Annotated in this window: 24 protein-coding genes; 10 read left to right on the plus strand and 14 right to left on the minus strand. The window is 74.3% G+C overall.

What is annotated here, in order from left to right; translation table 11 throughout:
• Nucleotides 1–119 precede the first annotated feature (119 nt).
• Together GA0070606_RS08065 and GA0070606_RS08070 are read left to right on the plus strand one after the other, a co-directional pair.
• Nucleotides 120–530: a VOC family protein gene (locus GA0070606_RS08065; protein ID WP_091107449.1), complete on the plus strand. Its 411-nt coding sequence runs from the start codon at nucleotides 120–122 to the stop codon at nucleotides 528–530.
• A gap of 142 nt (nucleotides 531–672) precedes the next feature.
• Entirely contained in the window at nucleotides 673–1,080 is a 408-nt protein-coding gene (locus GA0070606_RS08070) for a helix-turn-helix transcriptional regulator (RefSeq protein WP_091096440.1), read from the plus strand.
• A gap of 304 nt (nucleotides 1,081–1,384) precedes the next feature.
• On the opposite strand, the gene dxs is transcribed toward GA0070606_RS08070, so the two are convergent.
• The 4 genes from dxs to GA0070606_RS08090 all read right to left on the minus strand — a co-directional run bounded on the left by dxs (nucleotide 1,385) and on the right by GA0070606_RS08090 (nucleotide 7,996).
• Entirely contained in the window at nucleotides 1,385–3,337 is a 1,953-nt protein-coding gene (gene dxs, locus GA0070606_RS08075) for a 1-deoxy-D-xylulose-5-phosphate synthase (RefSeq protein WP_091096442.1), read from the minus strand.
• Between the two features lie 106 nt (nucleotides 3,338–3,443).
• Nucleotides 3,444–4,613, minus strand: coding sequence for an anhydro-N-acetylmuramic acid kinase (locus tag GA0070606_RS08080; protein WP_091096444.1), 1,170 nt, complete (start codon nucleotides 4,611–4,613; stop codon nucleotides 3,444–3,446).
• Between the two features lie 21 nt (nucleotides 4,614–4,634).
• Nucleotides 4,635–5,876 carry a class I SAM-dependent RNA methyltransferase gene (locus GA0070606_RS08085; RefSeq protein ID WP_091107451.1) on the minus strand — a complete coding sequence of 414 codons (1,242 nt, stop codon included), beginning with the start codon at nucleotides 5,874–5,876 and terminating at the stop codon, nucleotides 4,635–4,637.
• A 44-nt stretch (nucleotides 5,877–5,920) separates the two neighbouring features.
• Nucleotides 5,921–7,996, minus strand: coding sequence for an APC family permease (locus GA0070606_RS08090; RefSeq protein WP_091096446.1), 2,076 nt, complete (start codon nucleotides 7,994–7,996; stop codon nucleotides 5,921–5,923).
• A gap of 163 nt (nucleotides 7,997–8,159) precedes the next feature.
• Between GA0070606_RS08090 and GA0070606_RS08095 the strand changes: the two genes are divergently transcribed.
• Together GA0070606_RS08095 and GA0070606_RS08100 are read left to right on the plus strand one after the other, a co-directional pair.
• Entirely contained in the window at nucleotides 8,160–8,825 is a 666-nt protein-coding gene (locus tag GA0070606_RS08095) for a potassium channel family protein (protein WP_091096447.1), read from the plus strand.
• Between the two features lie 2 nt (nucleotides 8,826–8,827).
• The gene (locus GA0070606_RS08100) at nucleotides 8,828–9,517 is read left to right on the plus strand and encodes a potassium channel family protein (protein ID WP_091096449.1); all 690 of its coding nucleotides are present in this window, start codon (nucleotides 8,828–8,830) and stop codon (nucleotides 9,515–9,517) included.
• Between the two features lie 97 nt (nucleotides 9,518–9,614).
• Here GA0070606_RS08100 and GA0070606_RS08105 read toward each other — a convergent pair whose 3' ends face one another.
• From GA0070606_RS08105 to dut, 4 genes are all read right to left on the minus strand, one after another.
• Entirely contained in the window at nucleotides 9,615–10,298 is a 684-nt protein-coding gene (locus tag GA0070606_RS08105) for a DUF3159 domain-containing protein (protein WP_091096451.1), read from the minus strand.
• Between the two features lie 31 nt (nucleotides 10,299–10,329).
• Complete coding sequence (locus tag GA0070606_RS08110) at nucleotides 10,330–10,710, minus strand: OB-fold nucleic acid binding domain-containing protein (RefSeq protein ID WP_091096453.1); 381 nt, start codon at nucleotides 10,708–10,710, stop codon at nucleotides 10,330–10,332.
• Between the two features lie 127 nt (nucleotides 10,711–10,837).
• Nucleotides 10,838–11,515, minus strand: a complete 678-nt coding sequence (locus tag GA0070606_RS08115) for a DUF3710 domain-containing protein (RefSeq protein WP_091096455.1) — start codon at nucleotides 11,513–11,515, stop codon at nucleotides 10,838–10,840.
• A 25-nt stretch (nucleotides 11,516–11,540) separates the two neighbouring features.
• Nucleotides 11,541–12,095, minus strand: a complete 555-nt coding sequence (gene dut, locus GA0070606_RS08120) for a dUTP diphosphatase (protein ID WP_245724611.1) — start codon at nucleotides 12,093–12,095, stop codon at nucleotides 11,541–11,543.
• 90 nt (nucleotides 12,096–12,185) lie between these two features.
• On the opposite strand from dut, the gene GA0070606_RS08125 reads away from it, so the two are divergent.
• The gene (locus tag GA0070606_RS08125; RefSeq protein WP_091096457.1) at nucleotides 12,186–12,686 is read left to right on the plus strand and encodes a DUF3093 domain-containing protein; all 501 of its coding nucleotides are present in this window, start codon (nucleotides 12,186–12,188) and stop codon (nucleotides 12,684–12,686) included.
• A gap of 34 nt (nucleotides 12,687–12,720) precedes the next feature.
• Here the strand turns inward: GA0070606_RS08125 and GA0070606_RS08130 are convergent, their stop codons facing one another.
• A complete protein-coding gene (locus GA0070606_RS08130; RefSeq protein ID WP_245724612.1) occupies nucleotides 12,721–13,713 on the minus strand; it encodes a hypothetical protein in 993 nt (330 codons plus the stop codon).
• Between the two features lie 136 nt (nucleotides 13,714–13,849).
• Nucleotides 13,850–14,146 carry a DUF4193 domain-containing protein gene (locus tag GA0070606_RS08135; RefSeq protein WP_007075406.1) on the minus strand — a complete coding sequence of 99 codons (297 nt, stop codon included), beginning with the start codon at nucleotides 14,144–14,146 and terminating at the stop codon, nucleotides 13,850–13,852.
• 433 nt (nucleotides 14,147–14,579) lie between these two features.
• Here GA0070606_RS08135 and GA0070606_RS08140 point away from each other — a divergent pair, with 433 nt between their 5' ends.
• Nucleotides 14,580–15,092, plus strand: a complete 513-nt coding sequence (locus GA0070606_RS08140; RefSeq protein WP_176737524.1) for a LytR C-terminal domain-containing protein — start codon at nucleotides 14,580–14,582, stop codon at nucleotides 15,090–15,092.
• Between the two features lie 265 nt (nucleotides 15,093–15,357).
• Here GA0070606_RS08140 and GA0070606_RS08145 read toward each other — a convergent pair whose 3' ends face one another.
• Nucleotides 15,358–16,173 carry an inositol monophosphatase family protein gene (locus GA0070606_RS08145; protein ID WP_091096461.1) on the minus strand — a complete coding sequence of 272 codons (816 nt, stop codon included), beginning with the start codon at nucleotides 16,171–16,173 and terminating at the stop codon, nucleotides 15,358–15,360.
• Between the two features lie 287 nt (nucleotides 16,174–16,460).
• Here GA0070606_RS08145 and GA0070606_RS08150 point away from each other — a divergent pair, with 287 nt between their 5' ends.
• Together GA0070606_RS08150 and GA0070606_RS08155 are read left to right on the plus strand one after the other, a co-directional pair.
• A complete protein-coding gene (locus tag GA0070606_RS08150; RefSeq protein ID WP_091096463.1) occupies nucleotides 16,461–18,071 on the plus strand; it encodes an RNA polymerase sigma factor in 1,611 nt (536 codons plus the stop codon).
• 245 nt (nucleotides 18,072–18,316) lie between these two features.
• Nucleotides 18,317–18,550: a DUF7455 domain-containing protein gene (locus tag GA0070606_RS08155; protein WP_036374862.1), complete on the plus strand. Its 234-nt coding sequence runs from the start codon at nucleotides 18,317–18,319 to the stop codon at nucleotides 18,548–18,550.
• A 270-nt stretch (nucleotides 18,551–18,820) separates the two neighbouring features.
• On the opposite strand, the gene GA0070606_RS08160 is transcribed toward GA0070606_RS08155, so the two are convergent.
• The 3 genes from GA0070606_RS08160 to GA0070606_RS08170 all read right to left on the minus strand — a co-directional run bounded on the left by GA0070606_RS08160 (nucleotide 18,821) and on the right by GA0070606_RS08170 (nucleotide 21,772).
• A complete protein-coding gene (locus GA0070606_RS08160) occupies nucleotides 18,821–20,551 on the minus strand; it encodes a DEAD/DEAH box helicase (protein WP_091096465.1) in 1,731 nt (576 codons plus the stop codon).
• A 311-nt stretch (nucleotides 20,552–20,862) separates the two neighbouring features.
• Nucleotides 20,863–21,513: a trimeric intracellular cation channel family protein gene (locus GA0070606_RS08165; RefSeq protein ID WP_091096467.1), complete on the minus strand. Its 651-nt coding sequence runs from the start codon at nucleotides 21,511–21,513 to the stop codon at nucleotides 20,863–20,865.
• Nucleotides 21,514–21,553: 40 nt separating this feature from the next.
• Nucleotides 21,554–21,772: a DUF3039 domain-containing protein gene (locus GA0070606_RS08170; RefSeq protein WP_091096469.1), complete on the minus strand. Its 219-nt coding sequence runs from the start codon at nucleotides 21,770–21,772 to the stop codon at nucleotides 21,554–21,556.
• Between the two features lie 86 nt (nucleotides 21,773–21,858).
• Here GA0070606_RS08170 and GA0070606_RS08175 point away from each other — a divergent pair, with 86 nt between their 5' ends.
• The gene (locus tag GA0070606_RS08175) at nucleotides 21,859–22,788 is read left to right on the plus strand and encodes a pseudouridine-5'-phosphate glycosidase (protein WP_091096471.1); all 930 of its coding nucleotides are present in this window, start codon (nucleotides 21,859–21,861) and stop codon (nucleotides 22,786–22,788) included.
• The gene (locus GA0070606_RS08180) at nucleotides 22,785–23,681 is read left to right on the plus strand and encodes a carbohydrate kinase family protein (RefSeq protein ID WP_091096473.1); all 897 of its coding nucleotides are present in this window, start codon (nucleotides 22,785–22,787) and stop codon (nucleotides 23,679–23,681) included. The genes GA0070606_RS08175 and GA0070606_RS08180 overlap by 4 nt, the downstream gene beginning before the upstream one ends.
• Nucleotides 23,682–23,814 lie beyond the last annotated feature (133 nt).

The raw sequence follows: 23,814 nt of genomic DNA on the forward strand, positions 1-23,814 counted from the left end.
GCCGAAAGTGCAAGATCGACGCGCGGGGCGGCGGGCGCGGGAGACGAGGGCGGGGCGGGGCGGCAGGCGGTCAGGAATCGAGAAGCCGGGGGCGGCCGGGCGTGGCTAGCGTGGCCGGCATGGACATCACCATCCACACGTGCCTCCTCCCGCACGTCGATCCGGACGCGTCCGTGGCCTTCTACCGCGACGTCCTCGGCTTCGAGGTCCGCAACGACATCGGGCAGGGCAGGATGCGCTGGATCACTGTCGGCCCCGTCGACCAGCCCGGCACGTCCATCCTCCTGGCGCCGCCAGCCGCCGACCCCGGGATCACCGAGGACGAGCGCCGCACCATCGCCGAGATGATGGCCAAGGGCACCTACGGCTGGATCCTGCTGGCCACCCGGGACCTAGACGCCACCTTCGAGAGGCTGCAGGCCGGCGACGCCGAGGTCGTCCAGGAGCCGACCGAGCAGCCGTACGGCATCCGCGACTGCGCCTTCCGCGACCCCGCGGGCAACCTGGTCCGCATCCAGCAGCTTCGCTGAGCCGTCCGGGCCCCGACGCGGCCGCGACGCCCGCGCCGGACACCCCTCCCGCCACGCGCGCCGCCACGCGACCGCCAGGTGAATCCCGGGTGCCCGCGCCGGCCAGTCACGCCCCCGCCGCACCCGACGGAAGGAGTGCCCCATGTGCCACCCATCGTGGGGGCGCGCACGCCTCGCGGCGCAGCGCCTGCGCGACCTCGCCCGGCTGCGCCGCGTCCGTGACCGCATCGACCGGGAGTACACGCAGCCGCTCGACGTCGAGGCCCTCGCCCGCGACGCGGACATGCCGGCCGGTCACCTCAGCCGCCAGTTCCGGCTCGCCTACGGCACATCGCCGTACGGGTACCTGATGGCGCGCCGTGTGGAACGCGCCACGGGGCTGCTGCGTCGCGGCGACCTCAGCGTCGCCGAGGTCTGCCTCGCGGTCGGCTACTCGTCGCCGGGCGCCTTCCGCGCCCGCTTCACCGAGCTGGTCGGCATTCCACCCGGCCGCTACCGGCGCCGGGCGGCCCGGGCGACGGGGGTCGCTACGCTGGCGCCCACGCCCTGACGTGTGACGAGCGGCGACTCGTCGCGGCACGCCTGGGCGCCACTACCGCCGGCACGCCTGGGCGCCACTGCCACCGGCCCGCCCCGCCACCGCCGCCGGCACGCCTGGGCGCCACTACCACCGGCCCGCCCCGCCACTGCCACCGGCCCGCCCCGCCACCGCCGCCGGCACGCCTGGGCGCCACTACCACCGGCACGCCCCGCCGCCGACGACGGGGCGGCCCCGACCACCACTGTGAGGCGGGAGGGCGGAGACGCCGACGGCGGGCGACCCCACCGGGGCCGCCCACCGTCGTCAGGGTGCGTCAGTTCTGCGCGGTCGCGTCGTCGGCGGTGATCACCGGCTCGACCGGCTCGACGTCCAGCCGGGAGATCCAACCGGTGACGTCGCGGGCCACGTCCTGCGCGGTCAGGCCGAGGTCGGCGAGGATCTGGGCGCGGGTGCCGTGCGGGTGCCAGTCGGCCGGTACGCCCAGGTCCTTCAGCGGCACCCGGACGTCGGCGTCGCGCATCGCCTGGGCGAGGGCGTCGCCGACGCCGCCGACGCGGACGCCGTCCTCGACGGTGACCACGAGGCGGTGCCCGGCGGCCAGCTCGACCAGCTCTGCCGGCACCGGGCGGACCCAGCGCGGGTCGACCACGGTGACGCCGTAGCCCTGCTCGGCGACCCGGGCGGCCACCTCCATGCCCAGCTGCCCGAAGGAGCCGACCGCGACCAGCAGCACGTCCGTACGCGCCGCCTCGGCCAGCACGTCGACCGTGCCGACCCGGCGCACGGCCGGCAGGTCGGCGGCGACGGCGCCGGTGGGGAACCGGACGATGGTCGGTCCGTCGTCGACCGCGACCGCCTCGCGCAGTTCCTCGCGCAGGGTGGCGGCGTCGCGCGGCGCGGCGATCCGCAGGCCCGGCACGACCCCGAAGACGGACATGTCCCACATGCCGTAGTGGCTCGGCCCGTCGGGGCCGGTGATGCCGGCCCGGTCCAGCACGAAGGTCACGGGCAGCCGGTGCATCGCCACGTCCAGCAGGACCTGGTCGAAGGCGCGGTTGAGGAAGGTCGCGTAGACCGCCACCACGGGGTGCAGCCCGCCGAGCGCCAGGCCGGCGGCCGAGGTGGCCGCGTGCTGCTCGGCGATGCCCACGTCGTAGACCCGGTTCGGGTGCTTGCGGGCCAGCTTGGCGATGCCGGTCGGTTCGGCCATCGCGGCGGTGATGCCCACCACGTCGGGCCGCTCGTCGGCGATCGCGACCAGCTCGTCGGCGAAGACGTGCGTCCACTTCACGGACGGGGCGGCGACCAGCTTGCCGGTCTCGATGTCGAAGGCGCTGCCCGGACCGTGCAGGCAGTCGGCCTCGTCCTCCTCGGCCGGTCGGTAGCCGTAGCCCTTGCGGGTGACGGCGTGCACGATCACCGGGCCGCCGAAGTGCTTCGCCGCGCGCAGCGCCGACTCGACCGCGGTCACGTCGTGCCCGTCGACCGGGCCGACGTACTTGATGCCGAGGTCCTCGAACATGGCCTGCGGGGCGACGGCGTCCTTGATGCCCTTCTTGACCGCGTGCAGCACCTCGTACATCGGCTTGCCGACCAGCGGGGTGGAGCCGAGGGCGTCCTTGACGGTGTCGAGCACCTTCTCGTAGCCGGGGTTGAGCCGCAGCGAGGAGAGGTGGTCGGCGAGACCGCCGATGGTCGGCGCGTACGACCGGCCGTTGTCGTTGACCACGATCACCAGCGGGTTGCCGGCGGTGGCGATGTTGTTCAGCGCCTCCCAGCACATGCCGCCGGTGAGCGCGCCGTCGCCGACCACCGCCACGACGCTGCGCTGCTCGCCCCGCAGCGCGTACGCCTTGGCCAGGCCGTCGGCGTAGGACAGGGCGGTGGAGGCGTGCGAGTTCTCGATCAGGTCGTGCTCGCTCTCGGCCTGGCTCGGGTAGCCGGAGAGCCCGCCGCGCTGGCGCAGCCGGTCGAAGCCGGCCTGCCGGCCGGTGAGGATCTTGTGCACGTACGCCTGGTGGCCGGTGTCGAACAGGAGCCGGTCGCGCGGCGAGTCGAAGACGCGGTGCATGGCCAGCGTCAGCTCGACCACGCCCAGGTTGGGGCCGACGTGGCCGCCGGTGCGGGAGACCTTGGCGATCAGGAAGTCACGGATCTCGGCGGCGAGGATGTCCAGTTCCTCGGCGGACATCCGCTTGACGTCCTGCGGACCCCGGACGGTGGCCAGCAGCCCGGCGTGGTGGACCGTGTCCTCTTCAACACTCATGACGGAAGAGTCTATCGGCCGTCGCACAGTCCGCAGCCTGGCCGGGACGATCCCCGCCCCGGCCGGGGCGCTGAGCGCCCGGTCAGACCCCTGGTGTTCGCTCCCGTCAGGCGCGGATCCGCAGCCGGCGGGGCGCTGCGGCGGCCGGGGTGCCCCGGAACGCCGGCCCGGACGGGGTCCAGGAGCCCAGCACGGCGGCCCGGGCGGCGCCCGTCACCGAGGGCAGCGCGCCGGGCAGCCCGTGCCAGGAGAGCCAGCCCAGCAGCGCGAACGCGTACGCCTCCTTGGCCTGCGCCGGCACGCCCAGCTCGTCGGTGGTGCGCAGCCGCCACCGGCCGGCCCCGAGCGCGGCCAGCCGGGCGGTCAGCGTCGGGTTGCGCACCCCGCCGCCGGCCGCGACCACCTCCGCCACGCCGTGCCGGTCGCACTCGGCGGCCACCACCCGGGCGGTCAGCTCGGTCAGGGTGGCGAGCACGTCGTCGGCCGGCACCGCCTCGCCGAGGGCGGCCAGCCGGGCGTCCAGGTAAGCGGCGTGGAACAGCTCCTTGCCGGTCGACTTCGGCGGCGGCGCCGCGTAGTACGGCTCGGCGAGCAGCGCCTCCAGCAGGCCGGGGTGCACCCGGCCGGCGGCGGCCCGGGCGCCGTCGAGGTCGCAGGGCCGCCCCAGCAGGCGGCGGGCCGCCGCGTCGAGCAGCGCGTTGGCGGGCCCGACGTCGTACCCGAGCACCGGCGCGCCCGGCGCGACCACCGTGAGGTTGGCGATGCCGCCCAGGTTGAGCGCGGCGCGCGGGGCCTCGCCGGCGGCCGGGTCGAGCAGCAGCGCGTCGAACGCCGGCACCAGGGGCGCGCCCTGCCCGCCGGCGGCGACGTCCGCCGAGCGCAGGTCGCTCAGCACGGGTACGCCGACCCGGGCGGCCACCCGCGCGACCGCGCCCAGTTGCAGGGTGCCGTGCGCCCGCCCGTCGGCGACCCAGTGGAAGACGGTCTGCCCGGGCGAGACCACCACGTCGGCCGCGCCGCCGGCCAACTCGACGCCGACCGCCGCCGCCTCGGCGAAGACCTCGCCGAGCCGGTTGTCCAGCCGGCAGACCGCCTCGACCGTGGTGCTCCCGGGCGGCAGCAGCGCGCCGATCTCGGCCCGCAGCCCGTCGTCGTAGTCGAGGCCCCGGTGCCCGAGCGGGCGCAGCCACAGCGTGTCGCCCTCGACGGTGAACTCGGCGGCGGCCACGTCCACCCCGTCGTACGAGGTCCCCGACATCAACCCGACGATCTTCATCGCGTCAGGCTAGCGGGCGGCTCAGCCGGGCGGCAGGAGCAGACCCACCAGCTCGACGTGCTGGGTCATCGGGAACAGGTCGAAGCCGCGCAGCGCGGCCAGCCGCCAGCCCGACCCGGCGAAGGTGCGCACGTCGCGGGCGAAGGCGGCCGGATCGCAGGCCACGTACGCGACCGCGCGCGGGCCGGCGGCCACCACGTCCCGCACCACCCGGGCGCCCGCGCCGGAGCGCGGCGGGTCCAGCACCACCACGTCGACCGGGCCGGTGATCCGGCGGCGGGCGAGCGCGGCCTCCACCCGGGCCGGCACGATCTCGACCCGGGGCAGGTCGCGCAGGTTCTCCCGCGCCGCGGCGACGCCCTGCTCGGCCGACTCCACGAGGGTGACCCGGCCGGCGTCGCCGACCCGGCCGGCCAGCGCGGCGGCGAAGAGCCCCGCCCCGCCGTAGAGGTCCCAGGCGCGCTCCCCCGGGCGCGGGTCGGTCAGCTCCAGCACGGCGTCGACGAGGGTGTCGGCGGCGGCCGGGTGGACCTGCCAGAACGACGACGCGGGCAGGACCCACTCCCGGCCGGCGGCGACCTCGCGGACCCGCTCCGGGCCGCTCACCGGGCGCGACACCCCGTCGGCGACGGCGGTCACCGCCACGTCCCCGCCGGTGGAGGCGACCGCCTCCACCGCGTCCGCGTCCGGCCAGCGCGCGCCGCTCGGGGTAAGCACGGGCAGTTCCTGGATCGCCGGGTGGGCGATCAGGCAGCGTTCGATCGGCACCACCTCGTGCGAGCGGTGCTTGAGCAGTCCGGCCCGGCCGGCCCCGTCGACGGCGTACCGGACGCGGGAGCGCCAGCCGAGCTGCCCGCCGGGCAGCGCCTCGACCCGGACGCCCAGGGCGTCCACCTCCGCGTCGGTCAGCCCGCCCAGGCGGACGAGCTGCTCGCGGACCACCGCGGCCTTCCAGTCGAGCTGGGCGGCGGGTGCGACGTGCTGCAGGTCGCAGCCGCCGCAGCGACCCGGTTTCGCGTACGGGCAGGGCTGCTCGACGCGGTCCGGGGCGGCCTCGAGCACGGTCACCGCGTCGGCCCGGACGAAGCCCTTGTGCACCTCCGTGACCTCGGCGACCACCCGTTCGCCGGGCAACGCGTGCCGGACGAAGACCACCTGGCCGTCCACCCGGGCGACGCAGTGCCCGCCCGGGGCGACCGCCCCGACGGTCAACTCGACCCGCTCCGCCTCCTCCAGCCCCCGGCCGTCCCGCGCCCCGGTCACCGCCCGCTCCGCCTCCTCCAGCCCCCGGCCGTCCCGCGCCCCGGTCACCGCTCACCTCTATCACTCGGGTCGCCCTCGCCGGGCGGCGCGGACACGACGGGCGGGACGCTCGGCGGCAGCGTGCCGCGCGGGGCGACCCGGGGGCCGCGGGCCGGTCCCCGGCTCAGCGTCGCGTCCAGCCGGTCCAGGTCCTTCGTGGCCGTCGAGGCGAGCTGCCACGGCACGCTGGTCACCATCACGCCCGGCTCGAACAGCAGCCGGCCCTTGAGCCGCAGCGCGCTCTGGTTGTGCAGCAGGTTCTCCCACCAGCGCCCGACCACGTACTCGGGGATGAAGACCGTGACCACGTCGCGGGGCGACTCCCGGCGGACGCCGGCCACGAAGTCGAGGATCGGGCGGGTGATCTCCCGGTACGGGGAGTCGACCACGGTCAGCGGGACCGGCAGGTCCCGCCGTTCCCATTCGGCCTGCAACTCCCGGGTGTCCTTGTCGTCAACGTTGACGGTCACCGCGGTCAGCGTGTCCGGACGGGTCGCCCGGGCGTACGCGATGGCCCGCAGCGTCGGCTTGTGCAGCTTGCTGACCAGCACCACGGCGTGGTTGCGGGCGGGCAGCACGGCGCGGCCCTCGTCCGGCGGGGTCAGCTCCTCCGCGACCCGGTCGTAGTGCCGGCGGATGGCCAGCATCAGCACGTAGATCATGGCCATCGCGGCGATGGCGATCCACGCCCCGAGCAGGAACTTGGTGACCAGCACGATCACCAGCACCGTGCCGGTCATCGCCATGCCGAAGGTGTTGATCGCCCGGGAGCGGAGCATCCGCCGGCGCGCCTGCGGGTCCCGCGCGGTCTTCAGGTGCCGGTTCCAGTGCCGGATCATGCCCGCCTGGGAGAGCGTGAACGAGACGAAGACGCCGACGATGTAGAGCTGGATGAGCCGGGTCACCTCGGCCTGGAAGCCGACGATCAGCACGATCGCGGCGACGGCCAGGAAGAGGATGCCGTTGGAGAAGGCCAGCCGGTCGCCCCGGGTGTGCAGTTGCCGGGGCAGGTAGCGGTCCTGGGCGAGGATCGAGCCGAGCACCGGGAAGCCGTTGAACGCGGTGTTCGCGGCCAGGAAGAGGATCAGCGCGGTGACCCCGGCGACCACGTAGAGCAGCACGGAGCCGGAGCCGAAGACCGTCTCGCCGAGCTGGGTGGTGACGGTCTTCTGCACGTACCCCTCGGGGCCGGAGATGATCTGCAGCTCCGGGTCCTCGACGAACTGGAGGCCGGTGAGCCGGGACAGCCAGATGATGCCGACCAGCATGGCCACCGAGATGGTGCCGAGCAGCAGCAGCGTGGTGGCGGCGTTGCGGCTCTTCGGCGCCTTGAACGCCGGCACCCCGTTGGAGATCGCCTCCACGCCGGTCAGCGCCGCGCAGCCCGAGGAGAACGTCCGCAGCAGCAGGAAGACCAGGGCGAAGCCGGTCACGCTGTGCTCGGCCTGGATCTCCAGGTCGGCGCTGGGCGCGCGCAGGTCGTCGCCGAGCACGAAGACCCGGACCAGGCCGGTGAGCAGCATCCCGACGATCACGATGATGAAGCCGTAGGTGGGGATCGCGAAGGCGGTGCCGGACTCCCGCAGGCCGCGCAGGTTCACCGCGGTGAGCAGCACCACGGCACAGACCGCGATCAGCACCTTGTGGGTGGCCACGAACGGCACCACCGAGCCCAGGTTGGCCACGCCGGAGGAGACCGAGACCGCGACCGTCAGCACGTAGTCGACGAGCAGGGCGCTGGCCACCCCCACGCCCGCGCGGGGGCCCAGGTTGACCGTGGCGACCTCGTAGTCGCCGCCGCCGGAGGGGTAGGCGTGCACGTTCTGGCGGTAGCTCGCCACGACGGTGAGCATCACCACCACGACCGCCAGCGCGATCCACGGCGAGAAGAGGTACGCCGAGGCGCCCGCGATGGACAGGGTCAGCAGGATCTCGTCCGGCGCGTACGCGACGCTGGAGAGCGCGTCGGAGGCGAAGACGGGCAACGCGATGCGCTTGGGCAACAGTGTGTGCTTGAGCCGGTCGGACCGGAACGGTCGACCGAGGAGCAGCCGCTTCAGCAGCGAGGTGGGTCTGGCCACAACCGCCAAGAGTACGACCACCCGGGCGGGCGTCGCGGGGTGGCCGAGCGCGGGGCGGCGCGTCGGCGGAGTACCGTCGGACCCCGCCCTCGCCGGCGACGTGGCAGGCTCGCAGACGGCACGCTCACCGGTCGGGCGGTTGCGCACCTTGAGGAGGGACGCGGTGCATGTCGTGATCATGGGTTGTGGCCGGGTCGGCTCGACCCTCGCCCACAGCCTGGAGTCCCGGGGTCACTCGGTCGCGGTCATCGACCACGACTCCGACGCCTTCCGCCGGCTCGGCCCCGAGTTCGCCGGCATCACCGTCACGGGCGCCGGTTTCGACGGCGAGGTGCTCCGGCAGGCCGGCATCGAGCGGGCGGACGCCTTCGCCGCGGTCTCCAGCGGCGACAACTCCAACATCATCTCGGCCCGGCTGGCCCGCGAGACGTTCGGCGTGTCCCGCGTCGCGGCCCGCATCTACGACCAGCGCCGGGCCCAGGTCTACGAGCGGCTCGGCATCCCGACCGTGGCGACCGTCCGGTGGACCGCCGACCGGATGCTGCGGCACCTGGTGCCGGAGGGCAACGTGGAGATCTTCCGCGACCCGACGAGCACGGTGTCGATCATCGAGGTGCCCGTGCACAAGGACTGGGTCGGCCGGTCGGTGCGCGCCCTGGAGGAGGCGACGGGTGCCCGGGTGGCGTACCTGATCCGCTTCGGCATCGGGACGCTGCCGACGCTGTCCAGCGTCGTGCAGGAGGGTGACCAGATCTTCATGCTGGTCACCGACGACATCGCGGGGACGGTCACGTCGGTGGCGGCGGCGCCGCCGGAAGGAGGGCTCTGAGCATGCGCATCGCCATCGCCGGCGCCGGCAACGTGGGCCGCTCGATCGCCCAGGAGCTGATCGACAACGGCCACCAGGTGATGCTGATCGAGCGTCAGCCCAAGATGCTCCGACCCGACCGGGTACCGGCCGCGGAGTGGGTGCTGGCCGACGCGTGCGAGCTGACCAGCCTGGAGGAGGCCAACGTCGCCGGCTGCGACGTGGTGGTCGCGGCCACCGGCGACGACAAGGTCAACCTGGTGGTCTCGCTGCTGGCCAAGACCGAGTTCGCGGTGCCCCGGGTGGTGGCCCGCGTCAACCGGGCCGAGAACGAGTGGCTCTTCACCGAGCAGTGGGGCGTCGACGTCGCGGTGAGCAAGCCGCGGGTGATGGCCGCCCTGGTCGAGGAGGCGGTCACCGTGGGCGACCTGGTCCGGCTGATGACCTTCCGGCAGGGCGAGGCGAACCTCGTCGAGATCACCCTTCCGCCGACCGCCCCGTACGTCGGGCAGCCGCTGCACGCGGTGCCGCTGCCGCGCGACTCCGCGCTGGTGGCGATCCTGCGCGGCAAGCGGGTGCTGGTGCCCAGCCCGGACGACCCGCTGGAGGCCGGCGACGAGCTGATCTTCGTCTGCACGGCCGAGGTCGAGGACGCCGTCCGCGCGGTGGTGCTCGGGCCGGACAGCGTGGAGCGCACCCGCGGGCAGCGCTGAGGACGACGGTCGGCGGCGCCCCCCGGCGGCGCTGACGGCGATGGTCCGGCCGCGCCCCGGGCAGCCCGAGGCGGCGGCTGCGCGGTGAGCGCGGCGGTCAGCCGTTGGGCAGCGCCTCGGGCTGCGTTTCCCGCGTCACCCGCCGCACCGTCCAGACCGTGATCAGCAGCAGCAGCACGTACGGGGGGTAGCCCAGCACCAGCCTCGCCACGCCGAGCGCCGTGTCCTGGTGGGCGAGGTAGAGCGCCGCCTGGACGCCCACCTTGGCCAGCCAGACCACGCCCCAGAGCACGGTCAGCCCGGTGAAGGTGCGCACCAGGCGCGGATCGTCGCGCCACTCGGAGCGCCCCTTGGCCACCAGCACCGACCAGATCCACCCCACCAGGGGCTGCCGGATCGCCGCCGAGACCAGCAGGGCCACGCCGTAGCCGATGCCGTAGAGGATGCCGGGGAGGTAGAAGTCGCGCTCGTCGCCGGTGCGCCAGGCGATCGCGGCGCCGACGGCGATGCCGACGAGCCCGTTGACCGCGTGCCGCACCGGCCGCCGCTGGGCCAGCCGGAGCCCGGCGATCACCAGCGCCACCGCAACCGCGGCGATCACGGCGGGCCGCAGGTCGCCGACGATGTTGGCCACCACGAAGACAACGACCGGGATGCTGGACTCGACGAGGCCGCGCCAGCCGCCGAGCTGGTCGGCCATCTGCTCGGCGAGGGTGGGCAGCTGCTCCTCGTCCTCCGGACCGCTCTCCGGCTGGGCCGCCCGGTGCTGTCCCGTCGTCATCGCACGCCTTCCGTCCGCCACGCCCACCTGGTCACTTCGGCGGTTCCAACTCGTAGTACGGGTTGTAGATGACCTTGCGGTCGTCGCGCACGGCCACCCGCCCGCGGGCGGTCAGGTGCCGGCCCGGCTCGATGCCGGCGATGTGCCGCCGGCCCAGCCAGACCAGGGTGACCACGTCGCTGCCGTCGTAGAGGTCCGCCTCCAGCGTGGGCAGGTTGGTGCGCGGGGTGTAGACCACCGTGCGCAGCCGCCCGGAGACCGAGACCACCTGGCCGCGCATGCACTGCCCGGCCGGCACGCCGCCGTGCTCGGCGCTCTCCCGGAGCAGCTCCTGCGCCTCGATCTCCGCCTCGCTCGCGGTGAGCCGGCGCAGCATCCGGCGCAACGAGCCCCGGTCCTCGTCGGTCGACATGACCTCCGCGTCACCCTCTCCACGCTGGCCGGCTGGTGCCGGCTCGGGCCAGGCGCCCGGCGACGCCGGGACCGTCCCGCCAGCGTACGCCGACGGGGCCGGTCCCGGCTCCCACGGTGACCCCCGGTCAGGCCTCGCGGGGCTCGGGAGCGGGGTTGCCGCCCTCGGCCGACGCGCCGGCGACGGCCTGGTCGGCGACGTCGCGGGGCAGGCGCAGCGGCAGCGGCTCGCGCACCGGCTTCGCCTCCTGCCCCCGGTCGACCACCAGGCCGTCGAGGCACTCGGCGAGCGGCCCGGCGGCGGCCGGGTTCGTGGCCGCCGCGCCCTGGTAGACGCCGCGGACCATCCAACGCGGCCCGTCGATGCCGACGAAGCGCAGGTCGGTGATGCCGTCCGGGGTGCGCACCCGGGCGTGCAGCTCCGTGCCGTACTCGCCCTCGACCTCCTGGGCCGCCGCGCCGTCGTTGAACAGCGACTGGCGAATCTCCTCGCGCACCTCGTCCCAGATGCCCTCGGAGCGCGGCGCGGCGAAGACGCCGAGCTGGAGCGCGTTCTCGCCATGCACGAGCACGACCTGCTGGATCACGCCCCCCTGGTCGGCCTGCACCCGCACCTCGACCTCGCGCACCGCCGGGATCTGCAGGCTGCCCAGGTCGAGCCGCGGCACATCGGAGGGTGCCTCCGAGACGTCGTACGGGCCGCGCGACGGGGCCGCCGCGGCCGACTCGGGAGAGTCGAGGACCTCGGTCGTCCGCTCGTCACGAGCGTGCCGTCGGGCATCGTCCCGCTTACGGGAGAAGATCACTGCGCCAACCCTCCGCTGTTCGCACTCACCCTGCCACCTCTTCTTCCGTCCGTCCGCCCACCCGGTGCGGCTCGTCCCGCCGACCGGCGGGCACGCCCGGCGTCGGCACGTCCGCCGGGGACGCCACCAGGCCGGCGTGTCCGCCGGTGGAGCCGTGCCCGCCGGTCCCGCGCCGGGACGCGGGCAGCTCGGCCACCGGCTGGAACTCCGCCCGCGCCACCCGCTGGACAACGAGCTGGGCGATCCGATCGCCACGGGAGATCTTCGCCGGCGCCTCCCGATCATGATTGATCAGGTTGACCAGGATCTCACCCCGGTAGCCGGCGTCGACCGTACCGGGCGCGTTGAGCACCGTCACGCCGAGTCGGGCCGCAAGCCCCGAACGGGGATGGACCAGACCCACGTAGCCCTCGGGCAACGCGATCGCGACGCCGGTCGGGACCAGGGCCCGGCCACCGGGTGGCAGCTCGACGTCCGCGGCGGCCACCAGGTCGGCCCCGGCGTCGCCGGGATGGGCGTACGCCGGCAGCGGCAGCTCCGGGTCGAGCTGCCGTACGGGCACTGGTACGACGTCGGTCACGGTTCCCCTCTTCCGTCCGGTTCGTGGGGTGACCCTGACATCCTGCCGGTTCCGCCGGCCGCCGTGCGCCGTACCCTGGCAGGAGTGAGCATGTCGCCGTCCTCGCCGTCCCCGGCCCCGCCCGCCGCGGCGCCCCCGGAGTACACCGAGCGGCTCAGCCTGCCCTGGTGGCTGTGGCTGGGCGGGCTCGCCGCGGCCGCGCTGCTGGCCGTGGAGCTGTGGATGGGCGCGCCCGGCGTGCGGGCCTGGCTGCCGTTCGCGGTGCTGCTGCCGGCGGCCCTCGCCGGCCTGGCCTGGCTGGGCCGGATCCGGATCGCGGTACGCGACGGCGAGCTGCGGGTCGACGACGCCCGCCTGCCGGTCCGTTTCGTCGCCGACGTCGTCCCGCTGGACGCCGCCGGCCGGCGTGAGGTGCTCGGCGTCGGGGCCGACCCGCTGGCGTTCGTGGTGCAGCGGCCGTGGGTCCCGGGCGCCGTCCAGGTGGTTCTCGACGACCCGGCCGACGCCACCCCGTTCTGGGTGGTCAGCACCCGCCACCCCGTCGAGCTGGCCGAGGCGGTCCTGGCCGCCCGCGACGCCGCCCGCCCCTGAGTCACCCGCACCCGTTCCACCGCTCCGGTCGGGCTCAGACGGTGCTGCTGGGCAGGGCCGGTGGGCCGCCGGGCAGGGCGGCCGCCTGGCGGCGCAGGTCGCCGCGGAGCTGGTCGGCCATGGTCCGGGTGGCCCGGCGGTTGAGGTAGCTCGCCACCGCCGCCCCGGTGAGGAAGGGGCCGAGCGTGGTGAGGTTGCGGCCGAAGCGCTTGAGCAGCATGTCCCGCAGTTCCTTGCGGGCGGCGGTGCCGAGCACGGCGCCCACCCCGACGCCCGGCATCATCGGGTTGATCCCGCGCTGGCCGGCCCAGGACTGCACCAGCGCGACCGCCCGCTGGGTGCCGCCGGTCGGCACCGGCACCCCGTAGACCTCGTGCAGCTCGCCGATGAGCTTGAGCTCGACGGCGACCACGGCGATCGTCTCGGCGGCCAGCAGGACCGGCGCGGAGAGCAGGGTCGGGGCGACGGTCCACTCGACCGCGGCGACGCCCCCGCCCGCGGCCCCGATCCCCGCCGTCGTCCGCGCGGCGTTGCGGACCAGCCGCTCGGCCAGCGCCTCGCCCTCCAGCCCGTCGAAGTGGCGGCGCAGGGTGGCCAGGTCGCGTACGGGCACGTGCGGGGCGATCTCGGCGACCGTGTCGACCATCCAGCGGACGGCCCTCCCCGGCTTGAACAGGTCGCCCAGCCCGCGCGCCCGCGCCTGGCCGGCGAGCCGGCCGAGCAGTTGCCGCCGGCGCGACGTGCCGATGTCGTCGGCGGTCAGCGCGGCGACCGTGGCGCCCAGTTCCTCGCCCGCGCCCAGTTCCTCGCCCGCGCCCGGCACGGCGCCGCCAGCGGTGTCCGGCTGAGACGCGGTGCCGCCAGCGCTGCCCGGCCGGGACACGGGGTTCTGGCCCGTACCCGATCCGGGCACAGGCTCCTCGCCCGTGCCCGGTCCGGGCACGGGGTTGTCGGCCGGGCGCGGGACGCGGTCGGGCACGTCCTCGGCGCGGGTGTCCGCGCCCCGCGGCTCGCTCCGCTCACTCATGGGTCCGACCTCCCGGATGGACTGACGCCGACGTGGCGGTCATCCGTCCCGAGTCAAGCAGGTCCCCCGCAGTGCCGCACGGCGACTCGGGCAGCGGCGGCCCCGCCGGGGAGCCGCCGCTGACGCGGGCGTGGCGTCAGACGCACTCGCGGCAGATGAGTTCGCCGTTGCGCTCGACCGCCAGCTGGCTGCGGTGGTGCACCAGGAAGCACCGGGCGCACCGGAACTCGTCCTGCTGCATCGGCAGCACCTTGACGGTGAGCTCCTCGTCGGCCAGGTCGGCACCGGGCAGCTCGAAGCTCTCGGCCACCTCGGCCTCGTCGACGTCCACGGCGCCGGACTGTGAGTCGACGCGCCGAGCCTTGAGCTCTTCCAGGCTGTCCTCGCCGAGGTCGACCTCGTCGCGACGCGGGGCGTCGTAGTCGGTGGCCATCGGTTTCACTCTCCCATATCGATGTTGTCGCTTCCGGTTGTAACGCCGGACGACGCTGTTTCGGTTCCGCTGGCCGGCCACCACTTGTGTCGGTCACCCGACCCGAAGACAGCACGGACGGAGACCCCCGGAGGAACCCCCAGCGAGCGCGGAACCATACCCCCCCTTTGGGCGAGGCATGTATACCGCCCTCGTGGCTGAGATGTACGCCCCCGCACGCGAAGTTGTTCCCAATGTGACTCAGGCGACACGAAGATAGGGGTAGTAGTACCCGGTTCCTGGATGGCGCGCCGGCATGTCGGACTGTTTCCACGCGACGGTCGGACAACCGTTAACCTCAGCGGCGTACTCGGCGGCTGGCGGGGCGGCCCGACCGCCGGCGGCCGCCGCCACCCACCACTGTCCGGGGAGCGCCCTGATGAGCTTTGCGCGAGTGCGAGCACTCGTTGTCGTCGGCCTGCTGGCGGTGCTGGCCCTGGTCTTCGTGGTGGTCGCGCTGGTACGCGACACCCAGAGCGAGGCCGGTCTCGCCGGGGGCTGCCCCGAGGGCTGGCCGATCGCCGACGTGACCCTGCGCGAATCCAAGGACGTCAAGATCAACGTGCTGAACGGCACGGAGCAGGCCGGTCTCGCGAAGACCGTCGCGGACGACTTCCGCAACCGGAAGTTCCAGGTGAAGAAGACCGCCGACGAGAAGAAGAAGATCGACGACATCGCCGTGCTGCGCTACGGCCCGAAGGGCGTCGGCTCGGCCCACCTGCTGCGGGCCTACTTCCTCGACGAGGCCGGGTACGAGTACGACGCCAAGCGCACCGACGACGTGGTCGACGTGGTGCTCGGCAGCGGCTTCCAGCAGCTGGCCACCACCACCGAGGTCAACCAGTCCCTGGCCGACCTCGGCCCGCCGCAGGCGCACCCCGGCTCCTGCCCCAAGCGCGAGGACTGACCGGAGGCGGCGCGGCCTCCGGCCGCACGACACCCCCGCGCACCCGTCCGGCCGCACGCCGCCCACCCACGGGCCGGCCTTCCGGGGGCGGTTTCCCCGGGCCGTACGCGCGTCGGCCTGCCAGGGACCGGTTCCCGACCGTCCGCGCGCTGGCCTGCCAGGGACCGGTTCCCGACCGTCCGCGCGTTGGCCTGCCGGGGACCGGTTCCCGACCGTCCGCGCGCCGGCCTGCCGGGCCGTCCGCGACGCGGACCGGAACGCCCGGTCAGGGGCCGCCCGACGCGTCCAGGTCGGCGAGCCGGTCGTGCAGGGGCTTGAACAGCGCCGGTGGGGCGGCGATCACCAGGTCCGGGCCGGCCGGCAGCCCGCCCAGCCCGGCCACCAGCAGGCCGGCCTCGGTGGCCACCAGGGCCCCGGCGGCCTGGTCCCAGGCGGCCAGCCCCTTCTCGTAGTAGACGTCCACCCGCCCTTCCGCCGCCAGGCAGAGGTCCAGCGCGGCGGCTCCCAGCCGGCGGATGTCGCGGACGTGCGGGATCAGCTCGGCCACCACCCGGGCCTGGTGCGCCCGGCGCGCCGGTTCGTAGCCGAACCCCGTGGCGACCAGCGCCTGGCCGAGGTCGGTCTCGGTGGAGCAGCGCAGTCGCTGGCCGTCGCGCCACGCGCCGCCGCCCGCGGTGGCGGTCCACTCCTCGCCGGTGTTGACGTTGCATACGACCCCCGCGACCACCTCGCCGTCCACCTCGGCGGCGAGCGACACCGCGCAGTGCGGGATCCCGTACAGGTAGTTGACCGTGCCGTCGATCGGGTCGACGATCCAGCGCACCCCGCTCGGGCCGACCGGGCCGGCCTCCCCCACGCCGTACTCCTCACCGAGCACGGCGTCGCCCGGGCGCAGCCGGCGCAGGGCGTCGACCACCTGCCGCTCGACCGCCCGGTCGGCGGCGGTCACCACGTCGGTGACGGTGCTCTTGGTCGCGGCCACCGACACGCCCTCGACCCGCATCCGGTACGCCGTCGCCGCCGCGTCCCGGGCCACCTCGATCGCGATCTCCAGCAGCTCCGCAGGCCCCGAGCGGTCCATCGTTCGTCCCCTTCCCGCACGGCCGGGGTGTTCCGGGTCACGCGCGGGTACCATCCTTACAAAGTCCACATCTACGTCGAATCGGCGGTCCCCGCCGCCGTCGGCCGTGCGGCGACGGTCGATCGCCGCAGACGGCGTTACAATTCACCCCTGCCCACGCTGCGACGGACCGCCAACGACCGGCCGGCCCGGGACACGGGGGTCCCTCAACCATCGCCCGGCACGGTGCCCCGCTCTGCGCCGGACACACCCGGCCGTGCTCGCTCTTCGCCTCCGGAAGGTCATTCGTGACAGAACCCCGCCAGACCGGCGCCGACGTTCGCTCGCTCACCGACACCCTGATCGCCCACGCGCAGAGCGCCGGCGGACAGCTCACGTCGGCCCAGCTCGCGCGCACCGTCGAGTCCGCCGAGGTGACTCCGGCCCAGGCCAAGAAGATCCTGCGGGCGCTCTCCGAGGCGGGAGTGACCGTGGTGGTGGACGGCTCGGCGAGCACTCGCCGGCGCGTCGCCGCCGCCCGCTCGGCCACTCCGGCGTCCCGGGCCACCACCGCCAAGACGACCAAGAAGGCCGCCGCGCCCGCCCCGAAGCAGGCGCCCGCCGCCGACGAGGCCCCCGCGCCCGCCCCGCGCAAGGTCGCCGCCCGCAAGGCCGGCACCACCGCCGAGGTGGCCGCCAAGGCCGCGGCCCCCGCCAAGGCGACCAAGTCGACCCGGGCCACCAAGGCCACGGTCGCCGCAGCCGCCGGCGCCAAGCCGGCCAAGGCCGCCGGCAAGGCCAAGGGCGAGGGCGCCGAGGGCGACATCGACCCGGAGGAGCTGGCCGCCGAGATCGAGGACGTGGTCGTCGAGGAGCCGGCGGAGCTGACCCAGGCCGCCGAGACCGACGCCGCCAACTCGGCCAGCGACAACGACTTCGAGTGGGACGACGAGGAGTCCGAGGCGCTCAAGCAGGCGCGCCGCGACGCCGAGCTGACCGCCTCGGCCGACTCGGTCCGGGCCTACCTCAAGCAGATCGGCAAGGTCCCGCTGCTCAACGCCGAGCAGGAGGTGGAGCTCGCCAAGCGGATCGAGGCCGGGCTCTACGCCGCCGAGCGGCTGCGCGCCGCGGACGAGGGCGAGGAGAAGCTGACCCGCGACATGCAGCGGGACCTGCTCTGGATCTCCCGCGACGGCGAGCGTGCCAAGAACCACCTGCTGGAGGCCAACCTCCGGCTGGTCGTCTCGCTGGCCAAGCGCTACACCGGCCGCGGCATGGCCTTCCTCGACCTGATCCAGGAGGGCAACCTCGGCCTGATCCGCGCGGTCGAGAAGTTCGACTACACCAAGGGCTACAAGTTCTCCACCTACGCCACCTGGTGGATCCGGCAGGCGATCACCCGGGCGATGGCCGACCAGGCCCGCACCATCCGCATCCCGGTGCACATGGTCGAGGTGATCAACAAGCTCGGCCGCATCCAACGCGAGCTGCTCCAGGATCTGGGCCGCGAGCCCACCCCGGAGGAGCTGGCCAAGGAGATGGACATCACACCGGAGAAGGTGCTGGAGATCCAGCAGTACGCCCGGGAGCCCATCTCGCTCGACCAGACGATCGGCGACGAGGGCGACAGCCAGCTCGGCGACTTCATCGAGGACTCGGAGGCCGTGGTCGCGGTCGACGCGGTGTCGTTCTCGCTGCTGCAGGATCAGCTTCAGCAGGTGCTGCAGACGTTGTCCGAGCGTGAGGCGGGTGTGGTGCGCCTGCGCTTCGGCCTGACCGACGGCCAGCCGCGCACGCTGGACGAGATCGGCCAGGTCTACGGGGTGACCCGGGAGCGCATCCGGCAGATCGAGTCCAAGACGATGTCCAAGCTGCGTCATCCGTCGCGTTCGCAGGTGCTCCGGGATTACCTGGACTGACCGCGAACCGTCAACCGAACGTGTCGTTTTGACCACCTGGCGTGCAACGTCGGATGGTGATCGTTCGGTTGCACGATTGTGATCGTTGACGTGGCACCCTTGATGCACTGCACACTGTCCCTGCCATGTGTGACCTCGGTCCCCCGCGGGCACACAGGGAAGGCAGCGCCGGGACAGGGTGTTGCACGATAGGTGAGCAACGACCGAAGAGATTGTTCATCGGTGACGACCAGAGGAGGAAGGCGATGACCCCGACCCTCACGCCGCCGCCCGAGACGGTGGCTCCCCCAGCCGCCGATGAACGGTGCGACCGCTGCAATGCTGCCGGCAAGCTCCGGATCACTCTGGCGGGTGGGAGCGAGCTGGTGTTCTGTGGGCACCACGCGAACAAGTACGCGGAGGATCTCGTGAAGATCACCGTGCGGTACGCGACGGACCCGGAGTTCAGCTGGCGTGGCGCCGATCTGATGGCGAACTGAATCCGCAAACCCACGACATAGCCGGCCGGAGGCCCCCCACGGGGAGCCTCCGGCCGGCTTTTGCGTACCCGGTCACGGCAGCGGCCCGACGGACGGCCTGTACGGACCGGCGCGGAACGCATCACGCCGCGGGGCACGGCGCGGACGGGCCATACCCGGACCGCGTCACGCCGCGCGGGCGCGCCACGGACGGGCCATACCGGATCGCGTCAGGCCGTGCGGGCGCGGCGGCACGGACGGGCCCTCGTGCCGGACAGCGTCACGCAGCCGTCAGAGGGTCTGGACGGTGGCGATGCGCTCCTCGAGCTGTTCGATCGTGGCCTGGGCGCTCGGCGGGCCGCCGCAGAGGCGACGCAACTCGGCGTGGATCTTGCCGTGCGGTTGCCCGGTGCGATGGTGCCGCGCGGCCACGAGGGCGTTCAGCTGCCGCCGCAGGGCGACCCGACGCTGGGCGGCACTCATCGGTGCCGGCGGCGCCGTGGGCGCCTCTGCGGCCGTCTCAGCGGGCCTGGCGGCCCGTCGCCGCTGGGCCGCGAGCTGCTCCTGCTGGCGCTTGGTCAGCAGCAGGGCCACCTGGTCGGCGGTGAGCAGCCCGGGCAGGCCGAGGTATTCCTCCTCCTCGGGGGTGCCGGCCTGCGCGGCGGTGCCGAACGACGCGCCGTCGAAGATCACCTGGTCCAGCTCGGCCGTCGCCGAGAGCGCGGCGAAGCGCTTCTCCAGCTCGCCGCTGGCCTGGTCGTCGCGCTGGGCGCGCTCCAGCAGGTCGTCGTCGAAACCCTCGCGGTCCTTCGGTTTGCCGAGCACATGGTCCCGCTCGGCCTCCATCTCGCTGGCCAGGCCGAGCAGGTGCGGCACGCTGGGCAGGAAGACCGAGGCGGTCTCGCCCGGGCGGCGGGCGCGGACGAACCGGCCGATCGCCTGCGCGAAGTAGAGCGGGGTGCTGGCGCTGGTCGCGTAGACGCCGACCGCCAGCCGGGGGATGTCGACGCCCTCGGAGACCATCCGGACCGCCACCAGCCATCGCTGCTCGGACGCCGCGAACGTCGCGATCCGCGCGGACGCGCCCACGTCGTCGGAGAGCACCACCGCCGCCCGCTCGCCGGTCACCTGCTCGATCAGCTTCGCGTACGAGCGGGCGGCCTGCTGGTCGCTGGCGATGACCAGCCCGCCGGCGTCGGGCATCCCCGCGTTGCGCAGCACGGTCAGTCGGGCGTCGGCGGCCCGCAGCACCTGCGGCATCCAGTCGCCGGCCGGGTCCAGGGCGGTTCGCCACGCCTGCGCGACGAGATCCTGGGTCATCGGCTCGCCGAGCCGCGCCGCCAACTCCTCCCCGGCGTTGGTGCGCCACCGGGTCTCCCCCGAGTACGCCAGGAACAGCACCGGGCGGACGACGCCGTCGCGCAGCGCGTCGGAGTAGCCGTAGACCGAGTCGGCGCGGGAGCGGAGCAGGCCGTCGCCGCCCCGCTCGTACGTGACGAACGGGATGGGGTTGTCGTCGGAGCGGAACGGGGTGCCGGTGAGCATCAGCCGGCGCTCCGCGCCCTCGAAGGCGGCCTTCACGCCGTCACCCCACGAGCGGCTGTCGCCCGCGTGGTGGATCTCGTCGAGGATGACCAGCGTGCGCCGGGTCAGGGTGCGCCGCTTGTGCACCTGCGGCGCCATGCCCACCTGCGCGTACGTCACCACCGCGCCGTGGAAGTCGGCGGAGGAGTGCAGGTCGGCGTTGCGGAAGGCGGCGTCGAGCTGGATGCCGACCCGGGCCGCCGACTGCGCCCACTGGGTCTTCAGGTGCTCTGTCGGGGCCACCACGGTGACCGCCTCGACGGTGCCGTCGGCGAGCAGCTCGGCGGCGATCCGCAGGGCGAAGGTGGTCTTTCCGGCGCCGGGGGTGGCGACCGCCGTGAAGTCGGGGTCGCGCCGGCGCAGGTACTCCACCAGTGCCTTGCGCTGCCACGCGCGCAGTGCCGGAAACGTCTCGATCGCCGGCAACCGGGCCGCCACGCGAAGCTCCTCTCCGACCGCCTGATGGCGGACCCCGGCCGAGGGCCACGGGTACCGCCGCCCATGAAAACGCCTCCGCGCCGATGGTGCCGCGAAGGCCGACTCAGCATAACCAGCGCGGCCCGCCCGACCCAGCCGACACAACGCTGCTCACACCGACCCCCGCCGCCCGCCCACGGACGCGCGGGCCCGTCCTCCCGGACGACCTCCGCGATCTTGCACCTTCGGCCCCCGCTTCGCACCTTGAGCGGCTTTTGACGGGACAGAAAGTGCAAGATCGCGGGCGCGGCGGGGGCGGGTGGGTCAAGGGGTTAGGGGTGGGGGCCGGGGGTGTGGGTGCGTGGGGGGCGGAGCGTGGCGATCGGGGCCGACCAGCGTCGGCGCAGGGCGACCAGGCGGAGCAGGAAGACGAACGCCGCCGCGACGGTCAGCCAGGCGGCGTTGGCGTGCCCGAGGGCGTCCAGCAGCGCGACGGCGATCGAACCGGCGAGCGCGGCGACGGCATAGATCTCCCGCCGCAGCACCACCGGGATCTCGGCGGTGAGCAGGTCCCGGCCGAGGCCGCCGCCGATCGCGGTGAGCATGCCGATCACGCACGCCCCGACCGCCGGCACCTGTGCGTCGAGGGCCTTGACCGTGCCGGTGACCGTGAACAGCCCCAGTCCGGCGGCGTCCAGCACCAGCACGGTGGTGCGCAGGCGGGCGAGCTGGGGGTGCAGCCAGAAGACGGCGGCGGCGGTGACGGCGGCCGTGGCCGCGTACCGCCAGTCGGCGAAGGCCAGCGGCGGCACCTCGTCGATCGCCAGGTCCCGGAAGATCCCGCCGCCGAGCGCGGCGACGAAGCCGACGAAGACGACGCCGAAGAGATCGAGCCGCTTGGCCACCGCCGCCGAGGCCCCGGAGGCGGCGAAGACCGCCACTCCGGTCAGGTCGGCGAGGAGCAGGGCGGTGGAGGTGGTCACCGCCGAAGGTTACGCGGGCGGCCGGAACGACCGCCCGGGATCACTCGGCGTACGAGTCGTAGATCTCCTTGCACTTCGGGCAGACCGGCGAGCCGGGCTTCGCGGCCTTGGTCACCGGGAACGTCTCCCCACAGAGCGCGACGACGAAGGTGCCCATGACGGCACTCTCGGCGATCTTCTCCTTGCGCACGTAGTGGAACATTTCGGGACCGGTGTCGGCGTCCTTCAGCTCCGGACGCTCGAGTACCTGTGTGCTCACTTCTGCACCTCCGACCGACAAGTCTGGCAGGTCAACGCGGTCCGGTCCACTTCAGGCCACCCGGAGGGACGCCGTACGGTGGTGACGTGACCGACTTTCACATCCACTACGGCACCGAGGTGGCCGAGGCGCTGCGCGAAGGACGCCCCGTGGTCGCCCTGGAGAGCACGATCGTCTCGCACGGCCTTCCCCGGCCCGACAACCTGCGGGTGGCCCGGCAGATCGAGCAGGCGGTCCGGGACGCGGGCGCGGTCCCGGCGACGATCGGCATGGTCGACGGCCGGCTCGTGGTGGGCCTGGACGACGCGGAGCTGACCCGGCTCGCCACCGTCGACGGGGTCGCCAAGCTCTCCGTACGCGATCTCGCCGTGGCGGCCGCGACCGGCGCGGACGGCGCCACGACGGTGGCCGCGACCAGCGCGGTGGCCGCCGCCGCCGGGATCGGCGTGTTCGCCACCGGTGGCCTCGGCGGCGTGCACCGGGAGGCGGCGCAGACCTTCGACGAGTCGGCCGACCTGGTCACCCTGGCCCGGACCCCGATCGCGGTGGTCTGCGCCGGCGTCAAGTCGATCCTCGACGTGGGCGCCACCCTGGAGCGGCTGGAGACCCTCGGCGTCGGCGTCGTCGGCTACCGGACCCGGCGGTTCCCCGGCTTCTTCATCACCGACGGCGGTTTCGACCTCGACTGGTCGCTGGACTCCGCCGAGCAGGTCGCGGACGTCCTGGTGGCCCGGGAGCAGCAGCGCGTGCACCACGGCGGCCTGATCGTGGCCAACCCGCTGCCGACGGACGAGCAGCTCGACCCGGAGCTGCACGACCGGACCCTCGCCGACGGGCTGGCGCTGCTGGAGCGCGACGGGGTGACCGGCAAGGCGGTCACGCCCTACCTGCTCGCGCACTTCCACTCGGCCACCGAGGGCGCGAGCCTGGCGGTGAACGTCCGGATCATCCTGCGCAACGCCGACCTCGCCGCCCGGATCGCGGTCGCCGCGGCCGCCCGCCGCGCCGACGCATGACCGCAGGCCGCGTCCTCGTCGTCGGTGACCTGATCACCGACGTGGTGGCGGTGCTGGCCGGCCCGCCGGCCACCGGGTCGGACACCCCAGCGGCGATCCGGTTCAGCGGCGGCGGGCAGGCCGCCAACACCTCGGCCTGGCTCGCCGCCCAGGACGTGCCCGTGACCCTGGTGGGCGCGGTCGGCGACGACAGCCAGGGGCGGGAGCGGGTCGCCGAGCTGGAGCGGGCCGGGGTCGACTGCGCCGTCACGCGGCACCGGGACCACGCCACCGGCACCGTCATCGTGCTGACCGCCGCCGGCGAGCGGACGATGATCACCGAACGGGGCGCGAACCTGTGGCTGACCCCGGCGGACGTCGACGCCGCGCTGGCCGGCGCGCCCGACGCGCGGCACCTGCACCTGTCCGGGTACACCCTGCTGGACGCCGAGTCCCGCCCGGCCGGGCTGCGGGCGCTGGCCGCCGCCCGCGAGCGCGGGCTCACCACGAGCGTCGACGCGGCCTCCGCGGCGCCGCTGCGGCGGGTCGGCGCGCCGGCCTTCCTGTCCTGGGTACGCGGGATCGACCTGCTCCTGGTCAACGCCGACGAGGCGACGGTGCTGGCCGGCGGGCTCGACCCGGCGGCGCAGGGGCGGGCGCTGTCCGCCTCCGCCCGCCGGATCGTCGTCAAGCAGGGGGCGGCGGGTGCGGTCTGGGTGGACCGCGACGCCACCGTCGCCGCCGCCCCGGCCCGCCGGGTGGCGGTGGTGGACGTCACCGGTGCCGGCGACGCCTTCGCGGCCGGGCTGCTGGCCGCCTGGCTCGACGGCGCGGGCCCCGAGACGGCCCTGCGCCGGGCCGGCGACCTCGGCGCCCTGGCGGTCTCCCAGGTAGGCGCCCGCCCCATCCCCTGACCCGCCCCTCGCCCCTCGCCCCTCGCCCCTCGCCCCTCGCCCCTCGCCCCTCGCCTGCGCGATCTTGCGGTTTATGCCCCTCGTTCGCCCGTTCGGCGGCTTTTGCCGGGGCAGGAACTGCAAGATCGCGGCC

Origin of the sequence: Micromonospora citrea (assembly GCF_900090315.1) — a bacterium.
Taxonomy (GTDB): Bacteria; Actinomycetota; Actinomycetes; order Mycobacteriales; family Micromonosporaceae; genus Micromonospora; species Micromonospora citrea.